We start from the raw sequence: 26,608 nt of genomic DNA on the forward strand, positions 1-26,608 counted from the left end.
GTGTCCCACAATTGTGTGGTGTATGGATCACAACCGGCTGGCACCCTTAGCCCACCAGGTAGGTGGCGGTGGCGCTGGCGATGTGTAAGCCATCGTGGTTGTGCAGCTCAACGCGTGCCACCGCCACTTTATTACCGCTGCGCAGTACGCTGGCGGAAGCAACAAAATGCTCGCCGCGGCCTGGGCGCAGATAGTCGACGCGCAGATCGATCGTCCCCATGCGCGATAAACGGGACGCCAGCTCTTCCTCGATCAGCGGGTCCTGACGCATCAGCACGCTGCCCACGCACGCTAGCCCGGCGGCAACATCCAGTACGGAAGCGATCACGCCGCCATGCAGGATTTTCTGGGCGGCATTGCCCACCAGCTTAGGTTGGTTAGTAAAGCTCAATTCAACGTAATCATCCTCAAAGCGGCGAAGCTCCAGCCCCAATTCACGGTTAAACGGCATGTGATAGACGAAGATTTCGCCTATTTTCTGGCGGGCGGCCTCGAGGGTCAAAGTTGTGTGTGACATAGTTCCTTTCTTTATTTGAGTTCGGCCAGCCGATGTACTGGTCAGTCCAGGTTAATGACTTGTGGATTTTATGCTTATCTTTTGTTGCTTTCCAGGCCTGGCAGATAAATGTATTCACTAGTGCGGTAAAACCAGCAATGTGTGTAAAATAGCCTGCTTTTATTTCCGGGTTTTTCCTTATCTTTCGAGAGTGAAAAAATTATGCGCGTTCTGTCTGGGATTGTGATGGCGATGCTGTTTGCGCCAGTAGTGGTGCAGGCCGATGAGGCCACCGAGCAAAAGAATCTGAATAAACCGGCGGTTCGTGGCAGCATCATCGGTAACATGCTGCAACACTATGATAATCCGTTCACTCTGTATCCTTATGAAACGAACTACCTGATTTATACCGATACCAGCGATCTGAACAAAGAAGCGATCAAATCCTATAGCTGGGCGGAAAATGCCCGCAAGGATGAGGTAAAGTTCCAGCTCAGCCTGGCCTTCCCGATCTGGCGTGGCATTGCCGGTGAGAACTCGGTATTGGGAGCATCGTACACCCAACGTTCCTGGTGGCAGTTCTCCAACCATGACGAGTCCTCACCGTTTCGTGAAACCAACTACGAACCGCAAATTTTTGTCGGCTGGGCTACGGCGTATAAGTTTGCCGGCTGGACGCTGCGTGATATCGAAGTGGGTCTGAATCATGAGTCCAATGGCCGTGAAGATCCTACCTCACGCAGTTGGAACCGTGGCTATGCACGCCTGATGGCGCAGAACGGCGACTGGCAGGTCGAGGTCAAACCCTGGTTCCGCTTCTCGGAAAGCGACAGCAACGACGATAACCCGGATATCACCAAGTATATGGGCTATTACCGTCTGACGGTGGGCTATGCCTTGGGGGAAAGCGTGTTCAGTGCCGAAGGCCAGTACAACTGGAATAGCGGTTATGGCGGCGCGCAGGTGGGCTGGAGCTACCCAATTACCAGCCATGTTCGTTTCTATACCCAGGTGTTCAGCGGCTACGGCGAATCGATGATTGATTACAACTTCAAGCAGACACGGCTGGGTGTTGGTGTCATGCTTAACGATATTATGTAGTTTAGGTAATAGCGGTGTCAGTCAGGCACCGTGATAGCGATAAATGGGGAAGTGTGTGTCAACCGCAGCAGTGATAAACAGAGAGTTGCTGGCAGAGCAGGTATTACGCGATACCTTCGGCTACCAGCAGTTCCGTCCGGGTCAACAAACGATTATCAACGCAATTATCGGCGGCCAGGATTGCCTGGTGGTGATGCCGACCGGCGGGGGTAAATCGCTGTGCTATCAAATCCCGGCGCTGGTGATGGATGGACTGACGCTGGTGGTATCTCCACTGATTTCCTTGATGAAAGATCAGGTCGATCAGCTCTTGGCCTATGGCGTTTCCGCCGCCTGCTATAACTCGACGCAAACGCGCGAGCAGCAGCTTGAGGTGATGGCAGGTTGCCGCAGCGGCCAGATCAAGATGCTGTATATCGCGCCTGAACGGCTGATGATGGACAGCTTCCTCGAACTGTTGGATCACTGCCCGCCGGTGATGCTGGCGGTGGACGAGGCGCACTGTATTTCCCAGTGGGGCCACGACTTCCGCCCGGAATACCGCGCACTGGGCCAGTTGAAGCAACGTTTCCCGACCATGCCGGTAGTGGCATTGACGGCCACCGCCGATGAAGCCACGCGGGGGGATATCGTTCGCCTGTTGGCGCTAGACGAGCCGCTAATCCAGATCAGCAGTTTCGACCGCCCCAATATCCGCTACACGCTGGTGGAGAAGTTCAAGCCGCTCGACCAACTTTGGCGCTTCGTGCAGGACCAGCGCGGTAAAAGCGGCATTATTTACTGCAACAGCCGCGCCAAGGTGGAAGACACCACCGCACGTCTGCAAAGCCGTGGGTTGAGCGTTGGGGCCTATCACGCCGGGCTGGACAACGAACGCCGCTCCCAGGTGCAGGAGGCTTTCCAGCGTGATGATTTGCAGGTGGTGGTGGCTACCGTCGCCTTCGGTATGGGCATCAACAAACCTAACGTGCGTTTTGTGGTGCACTTCGATATTCCGCGCAACATAGAGTCCTATTATCAGGAGACTGGCCGTGCAGGGCGTGATGGCCTGCCAGCGGAAGCGATCCTGCTGTATGACCCGGCGGATATGGCCTGGTTACGCCGTTGCCTGGAAGAGAAACCGGCAGGGCAGCAGTTGGATATCGAACGCCATAAGCTCAACGCCATGGGGGCATTTGCCGAAGCGCAAACCTGTCGCCGCCTGGTGCTGCTGAACTACTTCGGTGAAGGCAAGCAGCAGGCCTGTGGCAACTGCGATATCTGCCTCGATCCGCCCAAGCGTTATGACGGCCTGGAGGATGCCCGTAAGGCACTCTCGGCGATTGGCCGCGTTGGGCAACGCTTCGGCATTGGCTATGTGGTGGAGGTGCTACGCGGCTCCAATAACCAGCGTATCCGCGAGTTTGGTCATGAAAAGCTGCCGGTGTACGGCATTGGCCGCGATCAGACCACCGAACACTGGACCAGCGTGCTGCGCCAACTGATCCATCTGGGCTTTATCACCCAGAACATAGCGATGCATTCGGCACTGCAACTGACCGAGGCCGCGCGCCCGGTGCTGCGTGGCGAAGTGGTATTACAGCTGGCGGTGCCGCGTATTCAGAGCTTCAAGGTACGCAGCAGCGCCAATCAGAAATCCTACGGCGGCAATTACGATCGCAAGCTGTTTGCCAAACTGCGCAAGCTGCGTAAATCGATTGCCGACGAAGAGAACATCCCCCCGTACGTGGTGTTCAACGACGCAACGCTGCTGGAGATGGCCGAACAGATGCCGATCAGGGCCAGCGAGTTGTTGAGCGTCAACGGCGTGGGGCAGCGTAAGCTGGAACGTTTTGGTGCGCCATTTATGGCGCTGATCCGCGCTCACCTCGACGGTGACGACGAATAAGGATAATCACTCATGCTGATGTTGTTTTTAACGGTGGCGATGGTGCATTTGATTGCGCTGATGAGCCCAGGGCCGGACTTCTTTTTTGTATCGCAAACCGCAGCCAGCCGCTCCCGTCGCGAGGCGATGATGGGCGTGGTGGGGATTTCCCTCGGCGTCATGGTCTGGGCCGGTGTGGCGCTGCTGGGGTTGAACCTGATCCTGCAAAAGATGGCCTGGTTGCACCAGATCATCATGGTGGGCGGTGGCCTGTATCTGTGCTGGATGGGCTGGCAACTGCTGCGCTCCGCCCGTGGCCAGAATGCGCAAACTGCTCCGGCAGCAGAAGTGAAGGTGGCGTTACCCAAGCCGGGCCGCAGCTTTATCCGTGGCTTGCTCACCAACCTTTCCAATCCCAAGGCTGTTATCTACTTCGGTAGCGTGTTCTCGCTGTTTGTCGGCGAGGATGTAGGTGCCGGAGCGCGCTGGGGACTGTTCGCTCTGATCACCGGTGAAACCTTTATCTGGTTCACCCTGGTGGCGATCATCTTTGCGTTACCCGCTATGCGCCGGGGCTATCAGCGGATGGCGAAGTGGATCGATGGCCTGGCCGGGGTGTTGTTCACCGGTTTTGGCCTGCATCTGATCTTCACGCGTTAATGATTACCGGGCCGACCCCTGCGGCCCGGTAGATCATGCCTTTCTAGCCGTTGCCAGTAATCCCGCCACCAGAATAAACAGCGAGCCAAAAATCCGGTTTAACAACTGCATTTGGCGAGGGGTCTTTAACCAACCGGCAATGCGCGTGGCCAGCGTGGCATAGCCAATCATCACCAGAATATCGATCACCACCGTGGTGACGCCGAGAATGACATACTGCTCGGCCTGGGGCTGGTTGGGCATGATAAACTGCGGGAACAGGGCTGCCAGAAACACGATGCTCTTGGGGTTGGTCAGATTCACCAGTACGGCGCGGCGAAACAGACGGCGCCGTGGCATGGTGCCTGCCAGAGTGTGCAGATCCAACGCACCTGCGGCACGCCACTGCTGGATACCCAGCCACACCAGATAGGCCGCACCAAACCATTTCAGCAGTTCAAAGGCCAGCAGCGATTGGGAGACTACCGCGCCGAGGCCAATCCCCACCAGCACGATATGGATACTCAGGCCAACCTGGAGGCCTGCAATTGACGCTGCCGCTCCGCGATAGCCGTGGCTGATGCCGGTACTCATGGTGTTGATGGCACCGGAGCCGGGGGAAAGGCTGAGGATAAGGGTTGTCAGCAGATAGGTTAACCACCAGTCTAAGGTCATCGCAATGCTCCCTGAATACACCAATTTGTCACCAATTTGTGCCACAATACGCTAGTATGATTTCCCGTGCCAGAGATCACATTTACCTCTCTGAACATCCCGTTAAAAGGTAGGCCATGTCGTCAATCACCCTCGATCCAGCTGAATGGTTAAACCGTGAAAAGCAGTTTTCTGCCTTCGCGACTGGGCCACTGCTGGATTTTTGGCGGAGACGTGAGGAAGGGGAGTTCATCGGCGTCGGGGGCGTACCCATCCGCTTTGTGCGCTTAGCTTCCCCGCTACACCAGCGGGTGGTGGTGATAAGCCCCGGGCGCATCGAAAGCTATATCAAGTACCCCGAAGTGGCGTACGATCTGTTTCACTGCGGCTATGACGTGATGATCATCGATCATCGTGGTCAGGGGTTATCCGGGCGGATGCTGGCAGATACGCACCGGGGGCATGTGGTAAACTTTGCCGACTACGTAGACGATTTTGCCCAGTTTTATCATCAGCAGGTTAAACCCTTGGGTTACCGGCAGCACGTCGCGCTGGCACACTCTATGGGGGGCGCGATACTGGCGCAGTTTTTGGCACGTGAGCCACAGTCGTTCGCCGCCGTCGCACTCTGCGCGCCGATGTTGGGCATTTATCTGCCGATGCCGGGCTGGATGGCCAACGGTATTTTGAGCTGGACGGAAAAACGCCCAGGGCTGCGTGACTATTACGCGGTGGGCACCGGGCATTGGCGTCCCTTACCCTTTGTGGTCAATACGTTGACCCACAGCCGCGAGCGTTATCGCCGCAACCTGCGTTATTACGCCGATCATCCCGAACTGCGGGTAGGTGGGCCAACCTATCACTGGGTCAAGGAAAGTATTCAGGCCGGGCAGCAGATCATCGCCCAGGCTGCTAACATCACTACGCCGATTTTATTATTGCAGGCCGGTGAGGATCGGGTGGTCGACAACCGTTCCCAGCGCGCTTTTTGTCAGGCACTGTCAGACGCGGGGCACCCTTGTGAAGGGGGAAAACCGTGGGTTATCAAAGGCGCTCGCCATGAGATCCTGTTCGAACGGGACGCGATGCGCGCCGAGGCACTGAACGCAATCCTGCGTTTCTTTGCTCAGCACTTAGGTGGTACTGCTGCCGCCGAAAATTCCACTAGAGGTTAGAACATATCGCTATGTATCACGTCGTTGCTTCCGATTTAGATGGCACTCTGCTGTCCCCTGAGCACACCCTGACACCGTACGCCAAAGAAACGCTGCAGCTGCTGACGCAGCAGGGCGTGCACTTTGTTTTCGCTACCGGCCGCCACCATATCGACGTTTCCCAGATCCGCGATAATCTCGGCATCAGTGCTTTTATGATCACCTCCAACGGTGCGCGGGTACATAACACCGCCGGTGAGCTGATCTTCAGCCACAACCTGGATGAGGATATCGCCCGCGATCTGTACAACATGATGCACGACAACCAGGAGATCCTGACCAACGTCTACCGCAACGACGACTGGTTCATGAACCGTGAAAGCCCGGAGCAGGAAGAATTTTTCCAGGAATCGATCTTTAAATATCAGTTGTTTGAGCCGGGCTTGCTGGAAACCGATGGCGTGTGCAAGGTGTATTTCACCTGTGACGATCATGAGAAACTGCTGCCGCTGGAAGATGCCATCAACGCACGCTGGGGCGATCGGGTCAACGTCAGCTTCTCGTTCCCAACCTGCCTGGAAGTGATGGCCGGTGGCGTCTCGAAAGGCCATGCGTTGGAAGAAGTCGCCAAGATCATCGGCTATTCGCTCAAAGAGTGCATCGCCTTTGGCGACGGCATGAACGATCTGGAAATGCTGTCAATGGCGGGGAAAGGCTGCATCATGCAGGATGCCCAGCAGCGTCTGAAAGACAAGCTGCCGGAGCTGGAAGTGATTGGCTCCAACGTTGACGACGCGGTGCCTCATTACCTGCGTAAAATGTACTCGATTTAACTGGTTGGGGCGCAGTCTTCACCGGCTGCGCCCGCCGAGCGACTCAGCTCACATTCCGTGCCACAAAACGATTTACCATTGGGTTCAGTGCTATGCACCTGAGATGGAAAACGTCTGTGTTGGTACCGACACCATCCGACCGATCTGTGCCGGCTGTTGATAGCCACGGCATAAAGCACGGCTTATAGCAGAGCACTTGCGTTATGGAAACAGGAAGGCAAATGCCCTCCTGGCGTAGTGCACCGTCAGGTGAACGACGTTTACAGTCTCCAAGGGGTAGCCTAAGGGAACGTTTTCCCTAGCCCGAATCAAATCATTTGGCTAAAGTTCATTTGAGCCATCAGTTTGTAATTGTCAGCATAATCTACCGGGATCGCCACCACCACCGGCCCCTCAATTTCCATAGCCTTACGCAACATATACCGCAAATCCTCCACTGATTGCACTGCAAATCCGACGGCGCCGCATGCCTCTGCATAGGCTTTGAAATCAATCGGGCCAAACTCTACACCAGACTTGCGTTGATATTTATTCACCTCCTGCATCTCCACCATGTTGTAGGCATTATCCACCCAAATCACATGCACAATATTGGCTTTCAGCCGCACTGCGGTTTCCAACTCCATACTCGATTGCATAAATCCCCCATCGCCGGAGATGGATAACACTTTGTCTCCTGGCCGGACCAACGCCGCACCAATGGCCCACGGCAGGGCAACCCCCATGGTCTGCTGGCCATTGGAGATCAGGAGTTGGCGGGCACGGAAGCAATACAAATAGCGAGCGATCCAGATATGGAAGCTCCCCATATCCACACATAGCGTCACGTCATCGCTGACGATATCCTGCAGTTCCTTGACGATGCGCAACGGATGAATCGGCATGCCGCCACGGCCTGCAGCACGCTCTGCCAGCTCTGCGCGCTGCAGGCCGAGATCGGATAAGATCAGTTCCACTTCGGCAGGCATACTGAGCACATTGCTGAAACCTTCGGTCAGCAAATTGATAGTGGCGTTGATATTGCCAATCAGCTCCACATCTGGGCGGTAACAGGTATCAATTTCGGCCGGTTGTACATCGATATGTACCAGCATCAACCGCCTTTGGCTGTTCCACATGCAGGGGTCGTATTCGATCGGGCTATAACCCACACTGACCACCAGATCGGCCTTTTGCAACAGTTGGTCGGCAGGCTGATTGTTGAATAACCCGACGCGGCCAGCAAAGCGGGAAAAATCATTAACATCAATCACTCCGGCGGCTTGATAGGTTCCTACCACCGGCATATGCGTACGCTGTAACAAATGGCGTATTGCGGCACTGTTTTCTGGGCGGCTGGCTTGCAGCCCCAGTAACAGTACCGGACATTTCGCCTGCTGGATCAGTTTAAGCGCCTCATGAATGTCTTCGGTTGAAGCGGCCCCCAGACGGGGTGAGCGGCATCCGGTCAGCACCGGTGCCGTAACCGGTTCATTGATGATATCCATCGGCAAGCTGATAAACGCAGCCCCAGGACGGCCAAATTCAGCACTGCGAAACGCATTGGCCATGACTTCTGAAATGGCGGAACCGGTATGTACCTCGGCACAATATTTGGTGACTGGCCGGAACATGCTGACGGTATCCATGCTCTGGTGTGTTTGTTTCAGATTGTCAGCACGTTTCACCGCTCCGCCCAAGGCCACCACCGCATCCCCTTCGGAGGTTGCGGTGGCCAGCCCGGTGATCAGGTTAGAACTGCCCGGCCCGGAGGTCACCAGTGCGACCCCTGCCTTGCCGGTCAAGCGGCCAACTGCCGCTGCCATAAACGCCGCGTTGGCTTCGTGACGTACCACCACGGTTTTTATCTCAGGTTCATCTTCCAACGCATCGAATACGCGGTCTATTTTAGCTCCGGGGATACCAAATACCTGTTTCACACCCTGCGCGTGCAGATTTTTAACCACCAAATCTGCCCCACACCGCCAGTGATTGTCTGAACCAACCATAATCCACCTCCTGAAAAAACGACGCCGATTAACCCTCGGCAGAACGAATGGCGCAATCCAAATCCTCTGGACAGAGATCGGCGCACAGGAAATCCGCATCGTGCGGCAATTGAAGATTGAGACGAGCGATCACGCCAAACTGCAGACGGCCATGATCGAGCTGATAATCCAATACATGACCCCCACCGATGCGATCGTCGGTGATAAAGTGTTCGTGGTAACCCGCAACACTGATGCCCTGCATATAATCAGGTGAGCGGAATCCTACCAATGTGCCGCTGCGTTGCTGAAATGCAAAGGTCGGCTGCGCTTCGATCGCTTCCAGCATCGGTTTGTAGGGCCGCTCTTGCCGCGGTACGGTCCGAGTTTCCACGTGGCTGAACAGACCATCAACCCGTAGCGCACAGAACAGATTAGGTGAAGCTACCTGCTGGTCGATGCACCGGTGCAGGTCGGCTTTGCAGATCGGTTTTTCCATCTTTAGCGTCACGCTAGGCTGAAAAAAAGTGACCACCGCGAACGGCGTTCTTTGTTGCAGACTGGCCGCGCGGGCGCTGCCATCTGCACGCAACTGATGTACTTCCCGATCAAAAGCGATCAGTTCACCATCAAGATGGTTGAAGGTCCCTAGACCGAAATTACCGTGTGTGAGCAATTCGGCGATAGTGACATCCCCTTCGTAAACGCCACCAAGCAAGGCGCTCATCAATGAGGTCTGATAAATTTCCCCCTGACCACAATCCAGCGCTTGCCTGGCAAAACCTTGCGCCAACTGCTGCGCACATGAACAGCCGTGATTTTCATTCATTACCACCTCCTCCACCCGCACGGCATCTAAAGTGCTATGCGTTTAAATGCTCAAGAGCATGAGCAAACCTGCCGCTGCCAAAGTGCCCACTTAGAACCCTTCAGCTGGCAACGGCAAAAAAACAGTGATACAAACAGGCAACGTGCCGGACTCAAGCAGAGTCTAGATAAAACAAAGACCTTCTAATGATTTTAACCGTGACACATCACGTTTACGGTTAATGTGGTATTAATTTGAAAATAAATTCAGCAGATTAATTCACTATTCCATATCAAATTTTAAGGTTTATAAAAATAAACCAAGGCATTTTATCTTGATAATTTAATATTTTCAGTGCGATATTGCTGCTTTACTCTGGAGGTAGAGTAACGTTAACTCAGCCGGTAGAGAACCGAGTATTCATAAGAAATGCTTTTGCATATAATGCAAAGATGAATGACGCACGCTATGCCGAACATTTGCCGATCTTTCTCGATGTTGCCCAATTGGGTAGCTTCTCTGCCGCCGCACGCAAACTGGGCATGGTGCCTTCTTCATTGGTGCGGCATATCGATACGCTGGAAGGTGAACTTGGCGTCATGCTGTTTGTGCGCTCAACTCGCGGCCTGGTGCTGACCGAAGCTGGTGAAATGCTGAAAAAGCGCGCCTCACAGTTGCTGACGCAAATCATCGATATCCGCGCCGAACTGGCAGCGCAAAACGAGACTCCGCAAGGCGTGCTGCGTATCAGTTGCTTGCCCACTTTCGGTAAAACCTATCTGTTGCCGCTCTTACCGGTGCTAATCCAGCGTTATCCAAGGTTGGTAGTTGAGTTGGATCTCACCGAACGCCAGACCGATCCGAAACAAGAAATGCTGGACGCCGCCATCCGTATCGGCGAGCAGAAAGACAGTTCACTGTACGCAAACCGCATCGCTACACAGCGCTGGTTCATGTGTGCCAGCCCGGACTATATCGTTCGCAATGGGAAACCGGCCAACCTACAGGAGTTACGTGATCATCAGTTGATCGCCCGCTATCACAAACAGCAACCCGCTTGCTGGGCGCAAATCCTCAGTGAACCTCTGATGAATCAGTGCAAGATGGTGTTGCGCTGTGATGATTTCTCGGCACAACGCCAAGCGGCATTACTCGGATTAGGCATCACTTTCTTGCCTAACTGGGTGGTGGGGCCGGATATTCAGGCAGGAAGTTTGTTGCCCCTGCTGGCAGATCCACGCGGCGAGGAACAAGGGATCTATCTATTGCGCCCAGCAGCCAGAATTTCGGCCAAATTGAGCGTTTTTATGAGTTTGCTCACTGAGCGTATTGGTCAACCTCCAAGCTGGCAATGAAGTGGCTCGATCGAGCTTTTCAATCCCGGTTCAGCCTCTGGCATAGGCATTTATGTGGTTGCTTTGCTGTTACGGCAGGCTTGGTTCTGATCCCCACCGGGTAACCCGGTGGGGAGTTGTCGTTACTTATGTTGCCCCTGCTTTTGCAGGAACTGTACACCCTTGTCCGGGAAGTCGGTAAACACGCCGTCAACGCCCGCCTGATTGTAAATCGCGTCGAACAGCTGGTTCACGTCAGTGACGTATTTCGGCAGCTTATCGGCACGAATGGTGTAAGGGTGCACCGCCATATTGCTGGCATGAGCGTCCTTGACCATATCGGTCAACACAATCTGGTTCGGCTTCGATTTCTCTTCGACGATCAGCATGTGATAATCAGGCCCGATGCCGTCGGCATACTGGGCGATCTTTTTCATCGCGCCCGGTTTGAACATCCAGTCGTAGTCATAGTTGACCCACTTGCCGTCAGCCTTCTGCTCGTAGGTTTCGTTCCAGTCGGTGTAGGCAATCAGCTGTACCAGCTTCAGATCCATCCCCATTTTGGGTTCCAACTGATCCTTGATGCGTTTCAGCTCGTTGGCATCAAAACACTGCAGATAGACGTTGTCGCTCTTGCTGGTGTAGCCGTATTGCTTGAGGACTTCCAGCACCTTGGTGGAGATGTCTTTTCCTTCCTGCTGATGGAACCAGGGGGCCTTGATTTCCGGGTAGAGGCCGATGTTCTTGCCGGTTGAATGGTTGAGGCCCTGCACGAACTCGATCTCTTCCTGGAAGGTGTGGACGCGGAAGTCGGATTTGCCCATCGGGAAGCGGCCAGGGTAGCTTTGCACCTGCTTACCGTCTTTGATATCAAAGCCTTCGGTGAACTTCAGTGATTTGATCTCAGGCAGCGTAAAGTCGATGGCGTAGTAGCGGCCATCTTTACGCGCCCGGTCCGGGAAACGTTCGGCAACGTCGGTGACGCGATCCAGATAGTGGTCGTGCAACACTACCAGTTCGTTGTCTTTGGTCATCACCAGATCTTGCTCAAGGAAGTCGGCGCCCTGCGCGTAGGCCATTGCCTTGGCCGGTAACGTATGCTCCGGCAGATAGCCGCTGGCACCGCGGTGAGCGATAACGACTTTATCCGCAGCCTGGGCGGCACTGAGCATTGAAGTGGCAAGAATGATCCCTGTCAGCAGGGCTTTGGTTTGAGTCCGCATTCTGTGTAGCTCCATGTTGTAGAGGTAAGAAAAAGGCCGCACAAGCGCGGCCTTAGATTAACGATAAAGGGTAGGGGCGCTGCATACTGCGCCCGCTTAGCTTTTAGCCGCGTTTAGCCGCGATTTCTGCGTGGTGTTTCTTCTCGCTGATCATGGTCAGCACCAGCAGGATCACCGCACCGATGCTGCCGCCGATCATCACCATAAAGCCGCCGTCCCAACCGAAGTAGTCAACGGTATAGCCGACGATGGCGCTGGCTGCGACCGAGCCCCCCAGGTAACCGAACAGACCGGTAAAGCCGGCGGCGGTACCTGCCGCTTTCTTCGGTGCCAGTTCCAGCGCGTGCAGGCCGATCAGCATGACTGGGCCATAGATCAGGAAGCCGATGGTGATCATACAGGCCATATCGATGCCAGGGTTACCCACCGGGTTCAGCCAGTAAACGATGGTGGCGATGGTTACCAGCACCATGAAGAACACCCCGGTGGCACCACGGTTGCCTTTAAACACCTTGTCCGACATCCAGCCGCACAGCAGGGTGCCTGGAATACCAGCGTATTCGTAAAGGAAGTAGGCCCAGGAGGACTTATCCAGTGCGAAGTGTTTCACTTCTTTCAGGTAGGTTGGTGACCAGTCCAGGATGCCGTAGCGCAGCAGATACACGAACACGTTGGCGATCGCGATGTACCACAGCAGTTTGTTTGGCAACACGTACTGCATGAAGATCTGCTTGGCCGTCAGCTCTTCTTCTGCTTCTTCGGTATAATCATCCGGATAGTCGTTTTTGTATTCTTCAATCGGTGGCAGACCAACAGATTGCGGGGTGTCACGCATCAAGGCGAAGGCGATCAGGGCCACCAGGATCGCACCGAAGGCGGGCATATACAGCGCCGCATGCCAGTCGTTAAACCAGGCCATACCTAGCAGGAACAGCAGTGGAGGCAGGCCGCCACCGACGTTGTGCGCACAGTTCCATACCGAAACGATACCGCCACGCTCTTTCTGCGACCACCAGTGCACCATGGTACGGCCACAAGGCGGCCAGCCCATACCTTGGAACCAACCACACAGGAACAGCAGCACGAACATCACGGCAATGCTGGAGGTTGCCCAAGGCACGAAGCCCATAAACAGCATGACGGCAGCGGCCAGTATCAGGCCGGCGGGTAGAAATACGCGCGGGTTGGAGCGGTCTGAAACCGACCCCATGATGAACTTGGAGAAACCGTAGGCGATGGAAATCCCTGACAGCGCGAAGCCCAGGTCACCACGGCTGAAGCCCTGATCGATCAGATACGGCATCGCCAGGGTGAAGTTTTTACGCACCAGATAGTAGGCGGCGTAACCAAAAAAGATCCCCATAAAAATCTGCCAGCGCAGCTTACGGTAGAGCGGGTCTACCTTGTCGACTGGCACACGAGAAATGTGTGCGGCTGGCTTAAAAATACTCAACATGAGCGCCTCCGATGGCTTTATCTGTTTATTGCCTCAACAGGAAACGGCTGTCCTGAAGATGAGCTTGCGGATACCTGAAGTGTTGTTAAATGTTCCATAACGAGCGCAATGCTAGAGAAAACCCCCCGGTCACACCGTGATGGATGGCTCATTTGTTACACTTTTATGAAACTGTGGCGAATTTTGAGTGATCGGTTAACATTTTGGAATGGCTAAATAGCACAAATACGTGATGTTTGTCACATTCATGGCTTTTTATGGCCATATTATTTTCGTTTTCTGTTCGTTATTGTTCTTTATCAAACAAAAACCCTACTGACTGTGGCTAAATAAAGCCATAACTACAGGCTCAGGGGGCGTGATGAGCAACAACTCACCAATCACCGAAACGGACGTGATCATCATTGGCGGCGGCGCTACCGGCGCGGGGATTGCCCGTGACTGTGCGCGGCGCGGTCTGCGTTGCGTTTTACTGGAAAGGCATGACATCGCCACTGGCGCTACTGGCCGCAACCACGGGTTGTTGCACAGCGGAGCGCGCTATTCGGTCACCGACGGCGAATCTGCACGCGAATGTATTGAAGAAAACCGCATTCTCAAGCGTATTGCCCACCACTGCATCGAACGTACCGATGGCCTGTTCATTACCTTGCCTCAGGACTCATTGGCCTTTCAGCAGCAGTTTATTGCCGCCTGTCGCAGCGCCGGGATCGAGGCCGAAGCCATTGACCCCGCGCTGGCATTACGCCTGGAGCCTGCGGCTAACCCGGCGCTGATCGGCGCAGTGCGGGTGCCGGATGGCACCGTCGATCCTTTCCGCTTAACGGCGGCCAACATGCTTGATGCGCGTGAACATGGCGCACAAATCCTCACCTATCATCAGGTTACCGGTTTGTTGCGTACTGGCGATCGCGTGACGGGCGTGCGCGTTTTCGATCACAAGGCCGCACAACAGTACGATATTCATGCTCAGGTGGTGGTCAACGCCGCCGGGATCTGGGGCCAGCAAATTGCCGAGTATGCCGATCTGCGCATCCGCATGTTCCCTGCCAAAGGGGCATTGCTGATCCTGGGCCATCGCATCAATAACATGGTGATTAACCGCTGCCGCAAACCGGCGGATGCCGACATTCTGGTGCCTGGCGATACTATCTCGCTGATTGGCACCACCTCTACCCATATCGATTACGACCAGATCGACAACATGGTCGTGACGCCACAGGAAGTGGATATATTAATCCGAGAAGGCACTCTGTTGGCTCCGAAATTGGCGCAAACGCGCATTCTGCGTGCCTATGCGGGCGTGCGGCCACTGGTCGCCAGCGACGACGATCCCTCCGGGCGTAACGTCAGCCGTGGCATCGTGCTGCTCGATCATGCGGCGCGCGATGGGTTGGAAGGCTTTATCACCATTACCGGCGGCAAATTGATGACTTACCGGCTGATGGCCGAATGGACCACCGACCTGGTCTGCGCCAAGCTGGGCATCGACAGCCCTTGCACCACGGCGGAAGCGGCGTTGCCCGGTTCCCGTCAGAGCGCCGAAGAAACGGTGCGCAGCGTGGTTTCACTGCCTGCCAGCATCCGGGGGTCGGCGGTGTACCGCCATGGCGATCGCGCCAGCCTGGTCCCTTCTGGTAACCGGCTGGACAACAGCCTGGTGTGTGAGTGTGAAGCAGTGACCGCCGGTGAGGTGCGATATGCGGTGGATTCTCTGACCGTCAACAATCTGGTCGATCTGCGCCGCCGTACCCGCGTGGGTATGGGGACCTGCCAGGGTGAGCTGTGCGCCTGCCGTGCCGCAGGTTTGTTGACGCGGTTTAACGTGGTAACGCCGCAGCAATCCATCACCCAACTGTCCCATTTCCTCAATGAACGCTGGAAAGGCGTGCGGCCTATCGCCTGGGGCGATGCCCTGCGGGAGAGCGAATTCACCAGTTGGGTATATCAAGGGTTATGTGGGTTAGATGCGCAAGGCGATCCTAAGCAGGAGGCGGATGATGCAATTTGATGCGGTGGTGATTGGTGGTGGCTTGGCCGGGATGAGCTGTGCTATCCGTTTAGCCGAGCATGGCAAACGCTGCGCGGTAGTCAGTTCCGGCCAAAGCGCGCTCTATTTTTCTTCCGGCTCGCTCGATCTGTTGGCCCATCTGCCCGATGGTACGCCGGTGGCATCACCTCTGTCTGCCTTGCCCGAACTGGCGCAACAGGCTCCGCAGCATCCGTATAGCCTGATGGGAGCCACACAGGTGGCCGCGCTGGCAACGGAGGCTGAGCAATTGCTACAGCGTTGCGGGTGGCAGATGCAGGGTGATAGCAGCCAAAACCATCTACGCGTGACCCCTCTCGGGACCCGCCGTGCCACCTGGCTCAGCCCCCTGGCGATCCCTGTCTCTCCCTTGGGCAGCAAGTTGCCGTGGCAGAATATCGCCGTGCTGGGGATTGAAGGCTTCCTGGATTTCCAACCGCAGATGGCGGCCAGCTCATTGATGCAAGAGCAGGGTCTCAAGGCTGAGGTGGCATTTTTGCATCTGCCTGTTTTGGATCGTCTACGTAATAATCCCAGCGAGTTCCGCGCGGTGAATATCGCCCGCGTGCTGGATCTGCCAGAACATCTGACTCAGTTGGCGGAGGAGATCACGCGCCAGGCAGGAGAGGCTGAGGCCATCCTCCTGCCAGCCTGCCTGGGGTTAGAGGATGATGAACCGTTGATGACGTTGCGCCGGTTGGTCGGTAAGCCCGTTTATCTGTTACCCACGCTGCCGCCTTCCGTGCTCGGCATGCGGCTGCATCAGGCCTTGCGCCAGCGTTTGCAGCAACTGGGTGGGGTGTTTATGCCGGGGGATAGCGTGCTGCGTGCCAGCTTCGACGGGCAGCGCGTCACCGGTCTGTATACCCGCAATCACACCGATATTCCGCTGCGCGCGCAGCAGGTGATACTGGCCAGCGGCAGCTTCTTCAGCAACGGCCTGGTGGCTAGTTTTGACGGCATTCGTGAGCCGGTATTTGGCCTCGACGTTTACAGCAAAACCGAACGCGCCGACTGGAGCGATGCCAATCTGTTTGCTCCGCAGCCGTACCTGCAATTTGGGGTTCAGACCGATACCGCGCTACGGGCGTTAAAACAGGGGGAGGCGATGACCAATCTGTATGCTATCGGTGCCGTGGCTGGCGGTTACGATCCGTTGCAGCAGGGCTGTGGCGCCGGGGTTTCGCTGCTCGGCGCGCTGCACGTTGCCCAACAGATCCTGGCACAGGAGGTTTCAGCATGAGCCTGTTACCAGACAACAGCTTCGAGAGCTGCATCAAATGCACCGTCTGCACCACCTATTGCCCGGTTGCCAAGGCTAACCCGCTCTATCCGGGGCCAAAGCAGGCCGGGCCTGATGGGGAGCGCCTGCGGCTGAAAGATCCGGCGCTTTACGACGAAGCGCTGAAGTATTGCACTAACTGCAAGCGCTGCGAAGTGGCTTGCCCCTCCGACGTTAAAATCGGCGATATTATCCAACGCGCACGGGCCAATTTCAGCCAAAGCAAACCGACGCTGCGCGATGCCATCCTCAGCCACACTGACATCATGGGCACGCTCTCGACGCCGTTTGCCCCTATCGTTAACGCGACTACCGGCCTGAAGCCGGTACGCAAGCTGTTGGATAAGGCGTTGAAGATCGACCATCGGCGTGAGCTGCCGAAATACTCGTTTGGCACCTTCCGCCGTTGGTACCGCCAGCAGGCGGAACAGCAGCAGCGCTATGCCGAGCAGGTGGCGTTTTTCCACGGTTGCTTTGTTAACTACAACCATCCACAGCTTGGCAAAGACCTGATCAAGGTGTTTAACGCCATGGATATCGGCGTGCAGCTGCTCAAGCGGGAGAAATGCTGCGGCGTACCGCTGATCGCCAACGGCTTTATTGCACAGGCGAAGAAGCAGGCTAAAGTGAATGCGGAATCGCTGCATGATGCGGTCCTGACCAAAGGCATACCGGTGGTGGCTACTTCGTCGAGCTGCACGTTTACCCTGCGTGATGAGTACCCGCATTTGCTGGAGGTGGACACCTCGGCGGTGCGTGAACGGGTGGAGCTGGCTACGCGTTATCTCTATCGTCTGCTCAGCCAAGGGCGCACCTTGCCGCTCAAACAGACGCCGCTGCGGGTGGCTTACCACACGCCGTGTCATATGGAGAAAATGGGCTGGACGGCCTATACGCTGGAGTTATTGCGGCAGATCCCAGGGCTGGAACTGGTGGTGCTGGACTCGCAGTGCTGCGGTATCGCCGGGACTTACGGCTTCAAGTCGGAAAACTATGAAACCTCGCAAGGCATTGGTGCCTCGCTATTTCGCCAGATTGAAGCCAGCGGAGTGGATATGGTGATCACCGATTGTGAAACCTGCAAATGGCAGATCGAGATGTCCACCAGCAAGCGCTGTGAACATCCGATCACCCTGTTAGCACAGGCATTGGCGTAACAGATTAAACGGGCCAGCATGCTGGCCCAGTGCGATTACTGCTTGATCTTCACCGTATTGAACACGCCAGCCGCTACGCTTTGAGACTGCTGCTGGTTATCCGCTGGCAGCGTGATTTGCAGGGTCAGTTGCTGACCGTCTGGCAGCATAGCAAGCAGCACGCCAGAGTAGGCTTTCTGGCCAGCCACGGTGATCACGGTATCCAGTTGGCGCATTGGCGTGCCGTTAATTTCAACCGCTTTATTGGTAATGACCTGCAGGTTGGCATCGCGGGAGTGTTGCTGCTCTTCCATGCGTTTGGCCAGGGTATCCAGATCGCCCGCTGCCTTGTCGGCAACGATCACGATCACCGCACGCTGGTTGGTGCTGTCGGCATAGATGTGCACGTTAGTTGGTTGGTTGGTCAGCTTATCGCTCTGATCGGCCAAACCGTTAGGCAGGGTAAAGGTCAGCTTGCCATCCAATAAACTCACCTGTTGTCCGCTTGGGACGCTGGCTGCTGCGCTGCCTGCGGGGGCATTAGTGTCTTTGGTGGCGCTATCACAGGCCGCCAGGCCAAGCACTAACAGGCCGATACCCATCAATTTTGTTACTTTACGCATCTGGTGTTCCTTATTCCTTTGCAGATAGAGTTGGTTGACCGTATGGCTAGATGTCACAGGTTTTTTTTAAGTAATAGACGATACTCGTCTACTTCGCCTTTCTTTTCTAGAGTGAAAATCTGATATTCGTGGCTAATGAGCATTATTAGCATGGCGCGGAACTGGTTGCGGGTTTTTACCCACAGCTGCTGATAGCCTTGCGAACGCGCCCAACGCTCCTGCTCCGCCAGCATGGTTTGGGCGATACCCTTGCGGCGAAAATCAGGTAAAACTGCGCCCAGCCAGCTGTAGAACTCCCCCGGCGCGGTTTGATAGCCGAGTTTAAAACCGGCTGCCTGGCCATCAATTTCGGCAATCAAGCCGTGAGAAGGGTTATCCCCGATACGTTGCTGCAAATCTTTCAGGCTGTGCAGACTGCCAAATTCTGGAATGCAGAGGTAAAGAGAGTAGATCTCTTCAAGTGTAGCTTGGCGAGTGGTTAAGCGCATGGGCAGCCTCCGTTAAATCAGGCTGCCCAGTATAAACCAGAAGGCGGGTTAACTCAGTTGCAACCGGTTGGCGGGTTGGCGTTCTGCCAGACGTTTGAGCAGCATATTGAGCAGCACCCCGTACATCGGCAGGAAGAATACCAGGCAGATCAGCACCTTGAAGCTGTAATCTACCAGCGCGATTTCCACCCAGTTGGCGGCCATAAAGGGATCGCTGCTTTTGTAGAAGGCGATAAAGAAGAAGGCCAGGGTATCGCTGATATTGCCAAGGAACATGGCCGCGGCGGGGGCAACCCACCAGGCACTGCGTTGACGTAGGCGGTTGAACACCTGCACGTCCAGGATCTGGCCCAGTACGTAGGCCATAAAGCTGGCGGCGGCGATACGCGCTACAAACAGGTTGAAGCTGGTCAAGGCGGCAAAGCCCTGCCATTCACCCTGGAAAGTGACGGTGGAGATCACATAGGAGATAAACAGCGCCGGGACCATCACGGCAAGGATAATCCTGCGTGCCAGCGGAGCACCGAAGATCCGTACGGTCAGGTCAGTGGCCAGGAAGATAAACGGAAAAGTGAAGGCACCCCAGGTGGTGTGAAAGCCGAAAATGCTGATCGGCAACTGCACCAGGTAGTTGCTGGAAGTAATGATGGCGATGTGAAATAGCGATAGCCAAACCAACGCGATTAAGCGTTGTCGATCGGTAAACGAATACATAATGTAGCCTTTTTGAGTGTGGGGTGAGGGAACCCATTGTTAACTGCGCGGCGACATGGTACGCGTTTGGGCATTCAATGCAATGGTTAAATTTAACGCAAACGTTAACGTATCTTGCGCAGAAAAACTACCGGCGTAAACTAGCGGGTAATCAGATCCGGCGAGGGTTCGCCGATCGTTTTAGATCGAGAGAGATGTATGACTGACATTTTTGCCCAGGCAGACCAGACGCTAGACGCGCTGGGGCTGCGCTGTCCGGAACCGGTCATGATGGTGCGCAAAACCGTGCGCCATATGGATAACGGTAAAACCTTGCTGATCATTGCCGACGATCCGGCCACCACCCGCGACATCCCGGGTTTTTGCCGCTTTATGGAACATACGCTGGTGGCCCAGGAAACCGAGCAGGCCCCATATCGTTACCTGCTGCGTAAGGGCCTGGCAGAATAATCCTTTGGCTGTCAGGCCCATTTCCATAACGGGCCTGACAGATGTTCTACTATGTACGTTTCTTCAGCAGCCGTAAGGCGTTGGCGGTCACCAGCGCGGTTGCTCCAGAGTCTGCCAATACGGCCAGCCACAGGCCAGTCATCCCCAGTAGGGTGGTGACCAGGAAAATCGCTTTCAGCCCAAGCGCAATGGTAATGTTCTGGCGAATATTAGCGTGGGTAGCGCGGGAGATGCGGATCATCTCGGCAACGCCGGTCAACCGGTTGTGTGTCAGCGCGGCATCCGCCGTTTCCAATGCCACGTCGGTACCGCTCCCCATCGCAATGCCAATGCTGGCGGCCTTCATCGCCGGGGCATCGTTGATACCGTCGCCGATCATGGCGGTAGGTTGCAACTTGCTCAGCTCGGTTACCGCGTTCACTTTGTCTTCCGGCATTAACCCGGCGCGGTAATCGATCCCCAATTCATTGGCAATGGCGGCCGCAGCGCGCGGGTTATCACCTGTGAGCATCACGCCACGAACGCCTAATTGCGTCAACTCGGCAATCGCCTGTTTAGCGTCGCTACGCAAGGTGTCACGCAACGCCAGCAAACCGATAGGCTGCCCGTCCTCTAGCACCACCACTGCGGTTTTACCCGCCGTTTCCAGCGTCTCTACCTGGCTGCGCCATTCGCTGCTCAACTGGTTTTCCGTCAACTTGCCCGGTGCGCTGATCAGGATAGTTTTACCGTCAACCTTCCCCTCAACCCCGATACCCGCCAGAGCCCGGCGGCCTTCGGCCAGTGGCAATGCAGTCCCGTTCTCCGCTGCGCGCTTGACGATCGCCTGTGCCAGTGGATGATGTGAGCCCGTCTCGACAGCCGCTGCAATGGCCAGCAGTTGCTGTTCGCTGAGGCCGTCTGCAGGCAGCACGTCGGTCACCGTCGGTTTGCCTTCGGTCAGCGTACCGGTTTTATCGAACGCGATGGTTTGCACTTGGCCCAACTGTTCCAATGCAGCACCACCTTTAATCAGCGCGCCCCGGCGCGTGGCCGCCGCAAGGCCAGAGGTGATGGCCGCTGGCGTGGAGATGACCAAGGCACACGGACAACCGATCAGCAGCAAGGTCAGACCCCGGTAGATCCACATCTCCCAAGGCTCGGCAAACAGCAGCGGTGGCACCAGGATCACCGCCACGGCCAGCAGCATGATCGCCGGAGTGTAGTAACGGCTGAAGCGATCGAGGAAGCGCTCAATCGGTGCGCGGCGCTCTTCGGCCTCTTCAATCAGCTGCAGGATACGGTCGATGGCATTTTTACCCGGCTCGGAAGTGACCTTCATCTGCGCGGCCTGATCGACGGACAGGCTGCCAGCGGCCACTTTCTGACCCTGTTGGCGCTCTACCGGCACGGATTCACCGGTTAAAGCGCTTTCGTCAAAGCTGGCGAACGGGTTTAGCAACTCGGCATCGGCAGGCAAGCGGCCACCGGGCGCGATCTCTATTACGTCACCGGGGCGCAGGCTGGCTACCGGCACGCGTTTACGTACGCTGCCCTGGATAAGCAGAGCGTCTTCCGGCACCAGTTCCATCAACGCTTTCACGCCACGGCGTGCACGATTGGCCGCGTAGGATTCCAGCAGTTCTCCCACCATAAACAACAGCAGCACCATGGCCGCTTCGGCGGTGGCACCGATAAACAGCGCACCGATGGCGGCAACGCTCATCAAGGTTTCTATGGCAAACGGTGTGCCTGAACGGATCAGGCGCAAGGCTTTGCTGGCAATCGGCACCAGGCCGACCAAGGTGGTGGCAATAAAGGCTATTTCGCCCAGCCGTGGGTTGAAGAAGTCGAGAACCCAACTGAGCACCATCAGTGCGGAGAGCAGCAGCAGAGGGCCGTACTCACCAAACCGGGAGGTTTTGGGTTCATCGCCTATTGCCGCCGGGTTACTCCCCAACAGGGTAAAGCCAGCCTGTTTTACCGCGTCCTGGATCCGCATGCTGACGTCGGATTGGGCATCCACCACCAGTTTTTCCGTGGCAAACAGCACGCGAGCGCTGTCGACGCCGGGGATCGACGTTACGGCATTTTCGATTTTCTTGGCACAGCTCGGGCAATCCATGCCGGTGACTTTCCAACTGAAACGCTGGCTGCCGGAAGGGGGAACGGCAGCCAGCCTGTCGCTTTCCTCATCCGGGTCGTCGGGGCCATCGCTACTGCAGCAACTGGCACCGTGATCGTGGGCCGCGTGATGGCCATGGGCAGCGGTTGCTCCCACCGGGGTTTTTTCATTGCTACAGCCATGCTGGGTTTTGGCGTGGTCATGACTACAGCCGCAGCCGTGATCGTGATTATGTTCTTGATGCTGATGCTCTTGGTGATTATGTGGTTTATGAGTCTGCATAGCGCCCCCTTCAGGCAATCCAATATCCTCTCAACAAGCACTCTACACCTTGGAGCTGGCTCCAGAGTCAAGTGCGATATGAGAGTTATTGTTAATTGAGGGGGAGGCTACGGATCCGGTTGCCCGAATCCGTAACCTGTCATTACAGATATAGCGAGCGGACGATGAGGAAATGCCCGGAGAAGTAGCAGAAAGCGACCACGGCATCTGCCGCACGGAAGGTAAAGCGGTAGCGGTTCAGCAGCCAGACGATATTCGCCAACAGCAGCAGCGAGGTACCCGCCAGCAATGAGAAGCCAAAGTCGGTACTGCGCAGGAAATATTGTTCCCCCGCCAGCCACACCATCAGCAGCGTCATAGCGACCAGCGTGGCGATCGGCCAGCGCATCTCTTCCAACCGGCTCCAGATGATGGCCAGCAGCAGTGCGCCAATCACCAGCAGCACCAGCGGCAAAGGCCAGAACAGGCTGAAGGTCATCTGGCTGGCAAAGCTCAGGGTATACAGCAGGTGTGAGAGGAAGAAAGCACCGATGGCGTACAGCACCCGCTCGCGCGGCAGCAGTAACAAGGCATCACCCGCCAGCGTAGCCAACAGGCCCAAAACGATCAGATAACCCGCAGGGCCCAATACCGGAGCCTGCCAGGCCAATAACAGCAACAGCAGTAAGGTGACTGGTTTAAATACCCAGCGTTGCCAGCGCGGGCCGCGATAGGAGGCATCAACGAACAACCAACCGGAAAAAAATACGGCAAGGAACGGCCAACTCATATGTCTTCCTTATTTATTATGGGAGCCGGGATAACCAACTCCAGGTTGTCACTTTCTCAGTGTAAGCAGCGCGCGTGGGTTCGACAATGCTTTCTTCCGAATGCTATGTTTACGCGGTTTTAGGCGTGAATGAAATCCGCCGGATAAAAGAGGAAAACCGTCAATGAGTAAGCCACCGTTGTTCTTTGTTGCCGTGATCGCGCTGATCGCGGTGCTGGCGACCCGCCAATACCTCAACAAACGCCGCCAGGATGCGGATAATGACCGTCAGCCGGTGCGTACATTGCAGGTGGAAGTCAGCGCCAAGCGGGAGTTCCCCTCGCCGAATCGTCGTTCGCGGCAGCGGGAAAATATCGTGGTGGAAGATATGCGTTACGAAGTGTACTTCCGTCCGTTGACGGGCGGCAGCGAGATCAAAATACCGTTGCCGCAGCAGCAATATAATCAGATAGATAAAGGCGCTCAGGGCACGCTGAGCCTGCAGGGCACCCGCTTTATCTCCTTCACGGCACAGAAATCGTAGGGGCGCCGCATGCTGCGCCCGCTAAAAGGCTATTTTTTCTTCAGCGGCGGCTGTTTTTTCTGCCAGTCCAACAGCTCAAACACGCCAAAAATAAAGATCTTGGTTTCCAGCCAGCGGCTGATGGGCTGGTCTTTCGGCTGGGTGGATTTCAGTAGCACCAGCTGTAGCCCGTGCATAACCACCATAAAGAACAAGGCTACGTTGATGAAGTAGGTCAGTGGTTTGGGGTACGGGTGGAACAGGTTGGTGAGCAGAAAGCCCCACACGCACAGCATCAGCAGACGGCCCAGGTTAATCAGCATGTTCGGTTTTCTCTTCAAGGGTGCGGAGGTAAAGGCGATAGGCTACCTGGCCGGCGACCTTCTCGCGGTGCAGTGTCCAGGTCGCAGGAACATCGGTGGCGGCGCTTTCGGCTTCGGCCTCGACGTAAATCCAGGCCTCGTTCGCTAACCAACCCTGTTGTTCCAACAGCGTGACGGTATCGGCCAGCAACCCTTTGCGGAACGGGGGATCGAGAAACACCACGTCAAAAGGTTGCCCGTTACCTGCCAACCAGGTCAAAGCGTTGGTATTCACCACGCTGCCATTGCCTTGCAACAGCGCCAGGTTTTTCCCCAGCTGTTGGGCTACTGGCCGCTCGTATTCCAGCAGCGTGGCGCTTTCGGCATAGCGCGATAAGGCTTCCAATCCCAACGCACCGCTACCCGCGAAGCAGTCCAGACAGCGAGCCCCACGGATCACCGGGGCTAACCAGTTGAACAAGGTTTCGCGTACGCGGTCGGTGGTTGGCCGTAGCCCCTCACTGTTGGGCACCGGCAGTTTGCGCCCGCGCCATTGGCCGCCGATGATGCGGATCTGGCCAGCGGAGGCCGTCTGCGGTTTTTTGAGCGCGCCGCGCGGTGGTTGTTTTGCCATAAAGAGTCTTAATCAGTTGCGAAGTTAACGAAAAGTTACCGCCATTCTATACCGGATTGCGGATAAGTTGCAGCCTGGAGGCGGTGAGAGCGTTAAAACTACCGCGATGAAAGCATTGCCGATGCGTGTTGCTGTGCCAGGGAAAGTGATAGACTCGGCGAATTAATTTTTCGCATTTGCAAGCCATTGGTACGGAGTAGGGTCAGAACATGGCAAAAGATAAAAAACGTGGGTTTTTCTCCTGGCTGGGCTTCGGCCAGAAGGAAGAAGAGCAGCAACAACCTGAATCTGCCGTAGAACAGGCGGAACAGCAGGCCGCAGAAACCCCGGCTGCCCCCAAACTGGACGATAAGCTTCCTACCCAGGGATCTGCTCCAGCCGCCACCAAAGATACCCCAGGGGAGTGGGATAGCAGCCTGAGCGGCGAGCCTATCACCGAAAATATCCTGCCGCTGGACGAACACCATGCTGAGCCGGTGGCGATCGAAGAAGTCACCGTAGCGCAACAGCCTGAGGCGCAAGTAGAAGAACCCGAGCTGATTGAAGCGCCTGCTGAAATTATCGAACCTGAACCCGAGGTGATTGAAGCGGTAATCGAAGCGTCTGCTGAAATTATCGAACCTGAACCAGAGGTGATTGAAGCGGTAATCGAAGCGCCTGCTGAAATTATCGAACCTGAACCCGAGGTGATTGAAGCGGTTATCGAAGTGCCTGCTGAAATTTTCGAGCCTGAGCCAGAGGTGATTGAAGAGGTTATCGAGCCTGAGCTGGACGCGGAACCCGAACAGCCTGAGCTGCTGGCTCCGGCGGTAACGCAAGAGCAAGAGCGCCCGAGCAAAGAAGGCTTCTTCGCCCGTCTTAAACGCAGCCTGCTGAAAACCAAACAGAATCTGGGTTCCGGCTTTATTGGCCTGTTCCGTGGCAAGAAGATCGACGACGATTTGTTCGAAGAGCTGGAAGAACAGCTGTTAATCGCCGACGTTGGTGTAGAAACCACTCGTAAAATCATTGAGTCTCTTACTCTGCACGCCAGCCGTAAGCAATTGAAAGATGCCGAATCGCTGTATGGCAAACTGAAAGAAGAGATGGCGGAAATTCTCGCCAAAGTGGATCAGCCACTGAATGTCGGTGGCAAAACGCCATTCGTGATCCTGATGGTTGGCGTCAACGGGGTGGGTAAAACCACCACCATCGGCAAGCTGGCGCGTCAGTTCCAGGCCGAAGGTAAATCGGTGATGCTGGCCGCGGGCGACACTTTCCGCGCCGCAGCGGTTGAGCAGTTGCAGGTCTGGGGCGAACGTAACCGCATTCCGGTCATCGCTCAGCATACCGGTGCCGATTCCGCTTCGGTGATCTTCGACGCGGTGCAGGCGGCCAAAGCCCGCAATATCGATGTGCTGATCGCTGACACTGCCGGTCGCCTGCAGAACAAGGCGCACCTGATGGAAGAGCTGAAGAAGATCGTGCGGGTGATGAAAAAACTGGACGAGCAGGCCCCCCATGAGGTTATGCTGACTCTGGATGCCAGCACCGGACAAAATGCGGTTAACCAGGCGAAATTATTTAATGAAGCCGTGGGCCTGACCGGCATAACGCTGACTAAACTGGACGGTACCGCCAAAGGCGGGGTGATCTTCTCCATTGCCGATCAGTTTACTATCCCGATCCGTTACATCGGCGTTGGTGAAGGCATCGAAGATTTGCGGCCGTTTAAGGCTGATGACTTTATTGAGGCACTTTTTGCCCGAGAGGATTGATACG

General features: G+C 55.8%; 25 protein-coding genes. 12 read left to right on the forward strand and 13 right to left on the reverse strand.

From position 1 onward, the window contains the following. Nucleotides 1–46: 46 nt before the first annotated feature. Nucleotides 47–517 (reverse strand): thioesterase family protein, encoded by a 471-nt coding sequence (locus KGP16_RS01085; RefSeq protein WP_021807770.1) that lies wholly within the window; start codon nucleotides 515–517, stop codon nucleotides 47–49. 201 nt (nucleotides 518–718) lie between these two features. Here KGP16_RS01085 and pldA point away from each other — a divergent pair, with 201 nt between their 5' ends. From pldA to rhtC, 3 genes are read left to right on the forward strand one after another with little or no spacing between them, the layout of a single operon-like run. Continuing rightward, nucleotides 719–1,597, forward strand: coding sequence for a phospholipase A (pldA, locus tag KGP16_RS01090; RefSeq protein WP_021807771.1), 879 nt, complete (start codon nucleotides 719–721; stop codon nucleotides 1,595–1,597). A gap of 55 nt (nucleotides 1,598–1,652) precedes the next feature. Next, nucleotides 1,653–3,485, forward strand: a complete 1,833-nt coding sequence (recQ, locus tag KGP16_RS01095; RefSeq protein ID WP_021181526.1) for an ATP-dependent DNA helicase RecQ — start codon at nucleotides 1,653–1,655, stop codon at nucleotides 3,483–3,485. Between the two features lie 12 nt (nucleotides 3,486–3,497). Next, a complete protein-coding gene (gene rhtC, locus KGP16_RS01100; RefSeq protein ID WP_179249273.1) occupies nucleotides 3,498–4,124 on the forward strand; it encodes a threonine export protein RhtC in 627 nt (208 codons plus the stop codon). 33 nt (nucleotides 4,125–4,157) lie between these two features. Here rhtC and rhtB read toward each other — a convergent pair whose 3' ends face one another. Then, nucleotides 4,158–4,778 carry a homoserine/homoserine lactone efflux protein gene (gene rhtB / locus KGP16_RS01105; RefSeq protein ID WP_021181524.1) on the reverse strand — a complete coding sequence of 207 codons (621 nt, stop codon included), beginning with the start codon at nucleotides 4,776–4,778 and terminating at the stop codon, nucleotides 4,158–4,160. A 116-nt stretch (nucleotides 4,779–4,894) separates the two neighbouring features. Between rhtB and pldB the strand changes: the two genes are divergently transcribed. Together pldB and yigL are read left to right on the forward strand one after the other, a co-directional pair. Then, on the forward strand, nucleotides 4,895–5,932 hold the full coding sequence (pldB, locus tag KGP16_RS01110; RefSeq protein ID WP_218519994.1) for a lysophospholipase L2: 1,038 nt from the start codon (nucleotides 4,895–4,897) through the stop codon (nucleotides 5,930–5,932). An 11-nt stretch (nucleotides 5,933–5,943) separates the two neighbouring features. After that, nucleotides 5,944–6,744, forward strand: a complete 801-nt coding sequence (yigL, locus tag KGP16_RS01115; RefSeq protein WP_179249272.1) for a sugar/pyridoxal phosphate phosphatase YigL — start codon at nucleotides 5,944–5,946, stop codon at nucleotides 6,742–6,744. A 308-nt stretch (nucleotides 6,745–7,052) separates the two neighbouring features. On the opposite strand, the gene alsS is transcribed toward yigL, so the two are convergent. Together alsS and budA are read right to left on the reverse strand one after the other, a co-directional pair. After that, complete coding sequence (gene alsS / locus KGP16_RS01120; protein WP_021807774.1) at nucleotides 7,053–8,732, reverse strand: acetolactate synthase AlsS; 1,680 nt, start codon at nucleotides 8,730–8,732, stop codon at nucleotides 7,053–7,055. Nucleotides 8,733–8,760: 28 nt separating this feature from the next. Beyond that, a complete protein-coding gene (gene budA, locus KGP16_RS01125; RefSeq protein WP_021807775.1) occupies nucleotides 8,761–9,540 on the reverse strand; it encodes an acetolactate decarboxylase in 780 nt (259 codons plus the stop codon). A 431-nt stretch (nucleotides 9,541–9,971) separates the two neighbouring features. Here budA and KGP16_RS01130 point away from each other — a divergent pair, with 431 nt between their 5' ends. Beyond that, entirely contained in the window at nucleotides 9,972–10,874 is a 903-nt protein-coding gene (locus KGP16_RS01130; protein ID WP_021807776.1) for a LysR family transcriptional regulator, read from the forward strand. A 122-nt stretch (nucleotides 10,875–10,996) separates the two neighbouring features. Here the strand turns inward: KGP16_RS01130 and glpQ are convergent, their stop codons facing one another. Together glpQ and glpT are read right to left on the reverse strand one after the other, a co-directional pair. Beyond that, the gene (gene glpQ / locus KGP16_RS01135) at nucleotides 10,997–12,076 is read right to left on the reverse strand and encodes a glycerophosphodiester phosphodiesterase (RefSeq protein ID WP_021807777.1); all 1,080 of its coding nucleotides are present in this window, start codon (nucleotides 12,074–12,076) and stop codon (nucleotides 10,997–10,999) included. 103 nt (nucleotides 12,077–12,179) lie between these two features. Beyond that, nucleotides 12,180–13,532, reverse strand: coding sequence for a glycerol-3-phosphate transporter (gene glpT / locus KGP16_RS01140; RefSeq protein ID WP_021181519.1), 1,353 nt, complete (start codon nucleotides 13,530–13,532; stop codon nucleotides 12,180–12,182). A 361-nt stretch (nucleotides 13,533–13,893) separates the two neighbouring features. On the opposite strand from glpT, the gene glpA reads away from it, so the two are divergent. From glpA to glpC, 3 genes are read left to right on the forward strand one after another with little or no spacing between them, the layout of a single operon-like run. After that, on the forward strand, nucleotides 13,894–15,543 hold the full coding sequence (glpA, locus tag KGP16_RS01145) for an anaerobic glycerol-3-phosphate dehydrogenase subunit A (protein WP_021807778.1): 1,650 nt from the start codon (nucleotides 13,894–13,896) through the stop codon (nucleotides 15,541–15,543). Next, a complete protein-coding gene (gene glpB / locus KGP16_RS01150; protein WP_115160213.1) occupies nucleotides 15,533–16,804 on the forward strand; it encodes a glycerol-3-phosphate dehydrogenase subunit GlpB in 1,272 nt (423 codons plus the stop codon). Before glpA ends, glpB begins: the two co-directional genes overlap by 11 nt. Next, entirely contained in the window at nucleotides 16,801–18,000 is a 1,200-nt protein-coding gene (gene glpC, locus KGP16_RS01155) for an anaerobic glycerol-3-phosphate dehydrogenase subunit GlpC (protein WP_071681780.1), read from the forward strand. Before glpB ends, glpC begins: the two co-directional genes overlap by 4 nt. Nucleotides 18,001–18,035: 35 nt before the next feature. Here glpC and KGP16_RS01160 read toward each other — a convergent pair whose 3' ends face one another. Genes KGP16_RS01160 through KGP16_RS01170 form a run of 3 tightly spaced genes read right to left on the reverse strand, consistent with a single transcriptional unit; the run spans nucleotide 18,036 to nucleotide 19,804 of the window. Then, nucleotides 18,036–18,602 (reverse strand): DcrB family lipoprotein, encoded by a 567-nt coding sequence (locus KGP16_RS01160; RefSeq protein WP_218519991.1) that lies wholly within the window; start codon nucleotides 18,600–18,602, stop codon nucleotides 18,036–18,038. 53 nt (nucleotides 18,603–18,655) lie between these two features. Further along, nucleotides 18,656–19,090 carry a GNAT family N-acetyltransferase gene (locus tag KGP16_RS01165; protein ID WP_059199096.1) on the reverse strand — a complete coding sequence of 145 codons (435 nt, stop codon included), beginning with the start codon at nucleotides 19,088–19,090 and terminating at the stop codon, nucleotides 18,656–18,658. A gap of 48 nt (nucleotides 19,091–19,138) precedes the next feature. Then, a complete protein-coding gene (locus KGP16_RS01170; RefSeq protein ID WP_021181513.1) occupies nucleotides 19,139–19,804 on the reverse strand; it encodes a 7-cyano-7-deazaguanine/7-aminomethyl-7-deazaguanine transporter in 666 nt (221 codons plus the stop codon). 198 nt (nucleotides 19,805–20,002) lie between these two features. On the opposite strand from KGP16_RS01170, the gene tusA reads away from it, so the two are divergent. After that, the gene (gene tusA, locus KGP16_RS01175) at nucleotides 20,003–20,254 is read left to right on the forward strand and encodes a sulfurtransferase TusA (protein ID WP_021181512.1); all 252 of its coding nucleotides are present in this window, start codon (nucleotides 20,003–20,005) and stop codon (nucleotides 20,252–20,254) included. A 49-nt stretch (nucleotides 20,255–20,303) separates the two neighbouring features. Here the strand turns inward: tusA and KGP16_RS01180 are convergent, their stop codons facing one another. Both KGP16_RS01180 and KGP16_RS01185 read right to left on the reverse strand, forming a co-directional pair. Next, nucleotides 20,304–22,640, reverse strand: a complete 2,337-nt coding sequence (locus KGP16_RS01180; protein ID WP_223500664.1) for a zinc/cadmium/mercury/lead-transporting ATPase — start codon at nucleotides 22,638–22,640, stop codon at nucleotides 20,304–20,306. A 142-nt stretch (nucleotides 22,641–22,782) separates the two neighbouring features. Further along, the gene (locus tag KGP16_RS01185) at nucleotides 22,783–23,409 is read right to left on the reverse strand and encodes a lysoplasmalogenase (RefSeq protein ID WP_021181510.1); all 627 of its coding nucleotides are present in this window, start codon (nucleotides 23,407–23,409) and stop codon (nucleotides 22,783–22,785) included. A 163-nt stretch (nucleotides 23,410–23,572) separates the two neighbouring features. Here KGP16_RS01185 and KGP16_RS01190 point away from each other — a divergent pair, with 163 nt between their 5' ends. Beyond that, entirely contained in the window at nucleotides 23,573–23,932 is a 360-nt protein-coding gene (locus KGP16_RS01190) for a DUF2500 domain-containing protein (RefSeq protein WP_021181509.1), read from the forward strand. Between the two features lie 29 nt (nucleotides 23,933–23,961). On the opposite strand, the gene KGP16_RS01195 is transcribed toward KGP16_RS01190, so the two are convergent. Together KGP16_RS01195 and rsmD are read right to left on the reverse strand one after the other, a co-directional pair. Next, nucleotides 23,962–24,234, reverse strand: coding sequence for a DUF1145 family protein (locus KGP16_RS01195; RefSeq protein ID WP_021181508.1), 273 nt, complete (start codon nucleotides 24,232–24,234; stop codon nucleotides 23,962–23,964). After that, nucleotides 24,224–24,847, reverse strand: coding sequence for a 16S rRNA (guanine(966)-N(2))-methyltransferase (rsmD, locus tag KGP16_RS01200; protein WP_021181507.1), 624 nt, complete (start codon nucleotides 24,845–24,847; stop codon nucleotides 24,224–24,226). Before rsmD ends, KGP16_RS01195 begins: the two co-directional genes overlap by 11 nt. Before the next feature lie 209 nt (nucleotides 24,848–25,056). On the opposite strand from rsmD, the gene ftsY reads away from it, so the two are divergent. After that, nucleotides 25,057–26,604, forward strand: coding sequence for a signal recognition particle-docking protein FtsY (gene ftsY, locus KGP16_RS01205; RefSeq protein WP_223500665.1), 1,548 nt, complete (start codon nucleotides 25,057–25,059; stop codon nucleotides 26,602–26,604). The last annotated feature ends 4 nt before the right edge of the window (nucleotides 26,605–26,608 follow it).

Source organism: Serratia sp. JSRIV006, assembly GCF_019968685.1.
GTDB classification, from domain to species: Bacteria; Pseudomonadota; Gammaproteobacteria; order Enterobacterales; family Enterobacteriaceae; genus Chania; species Chania fonticola_B.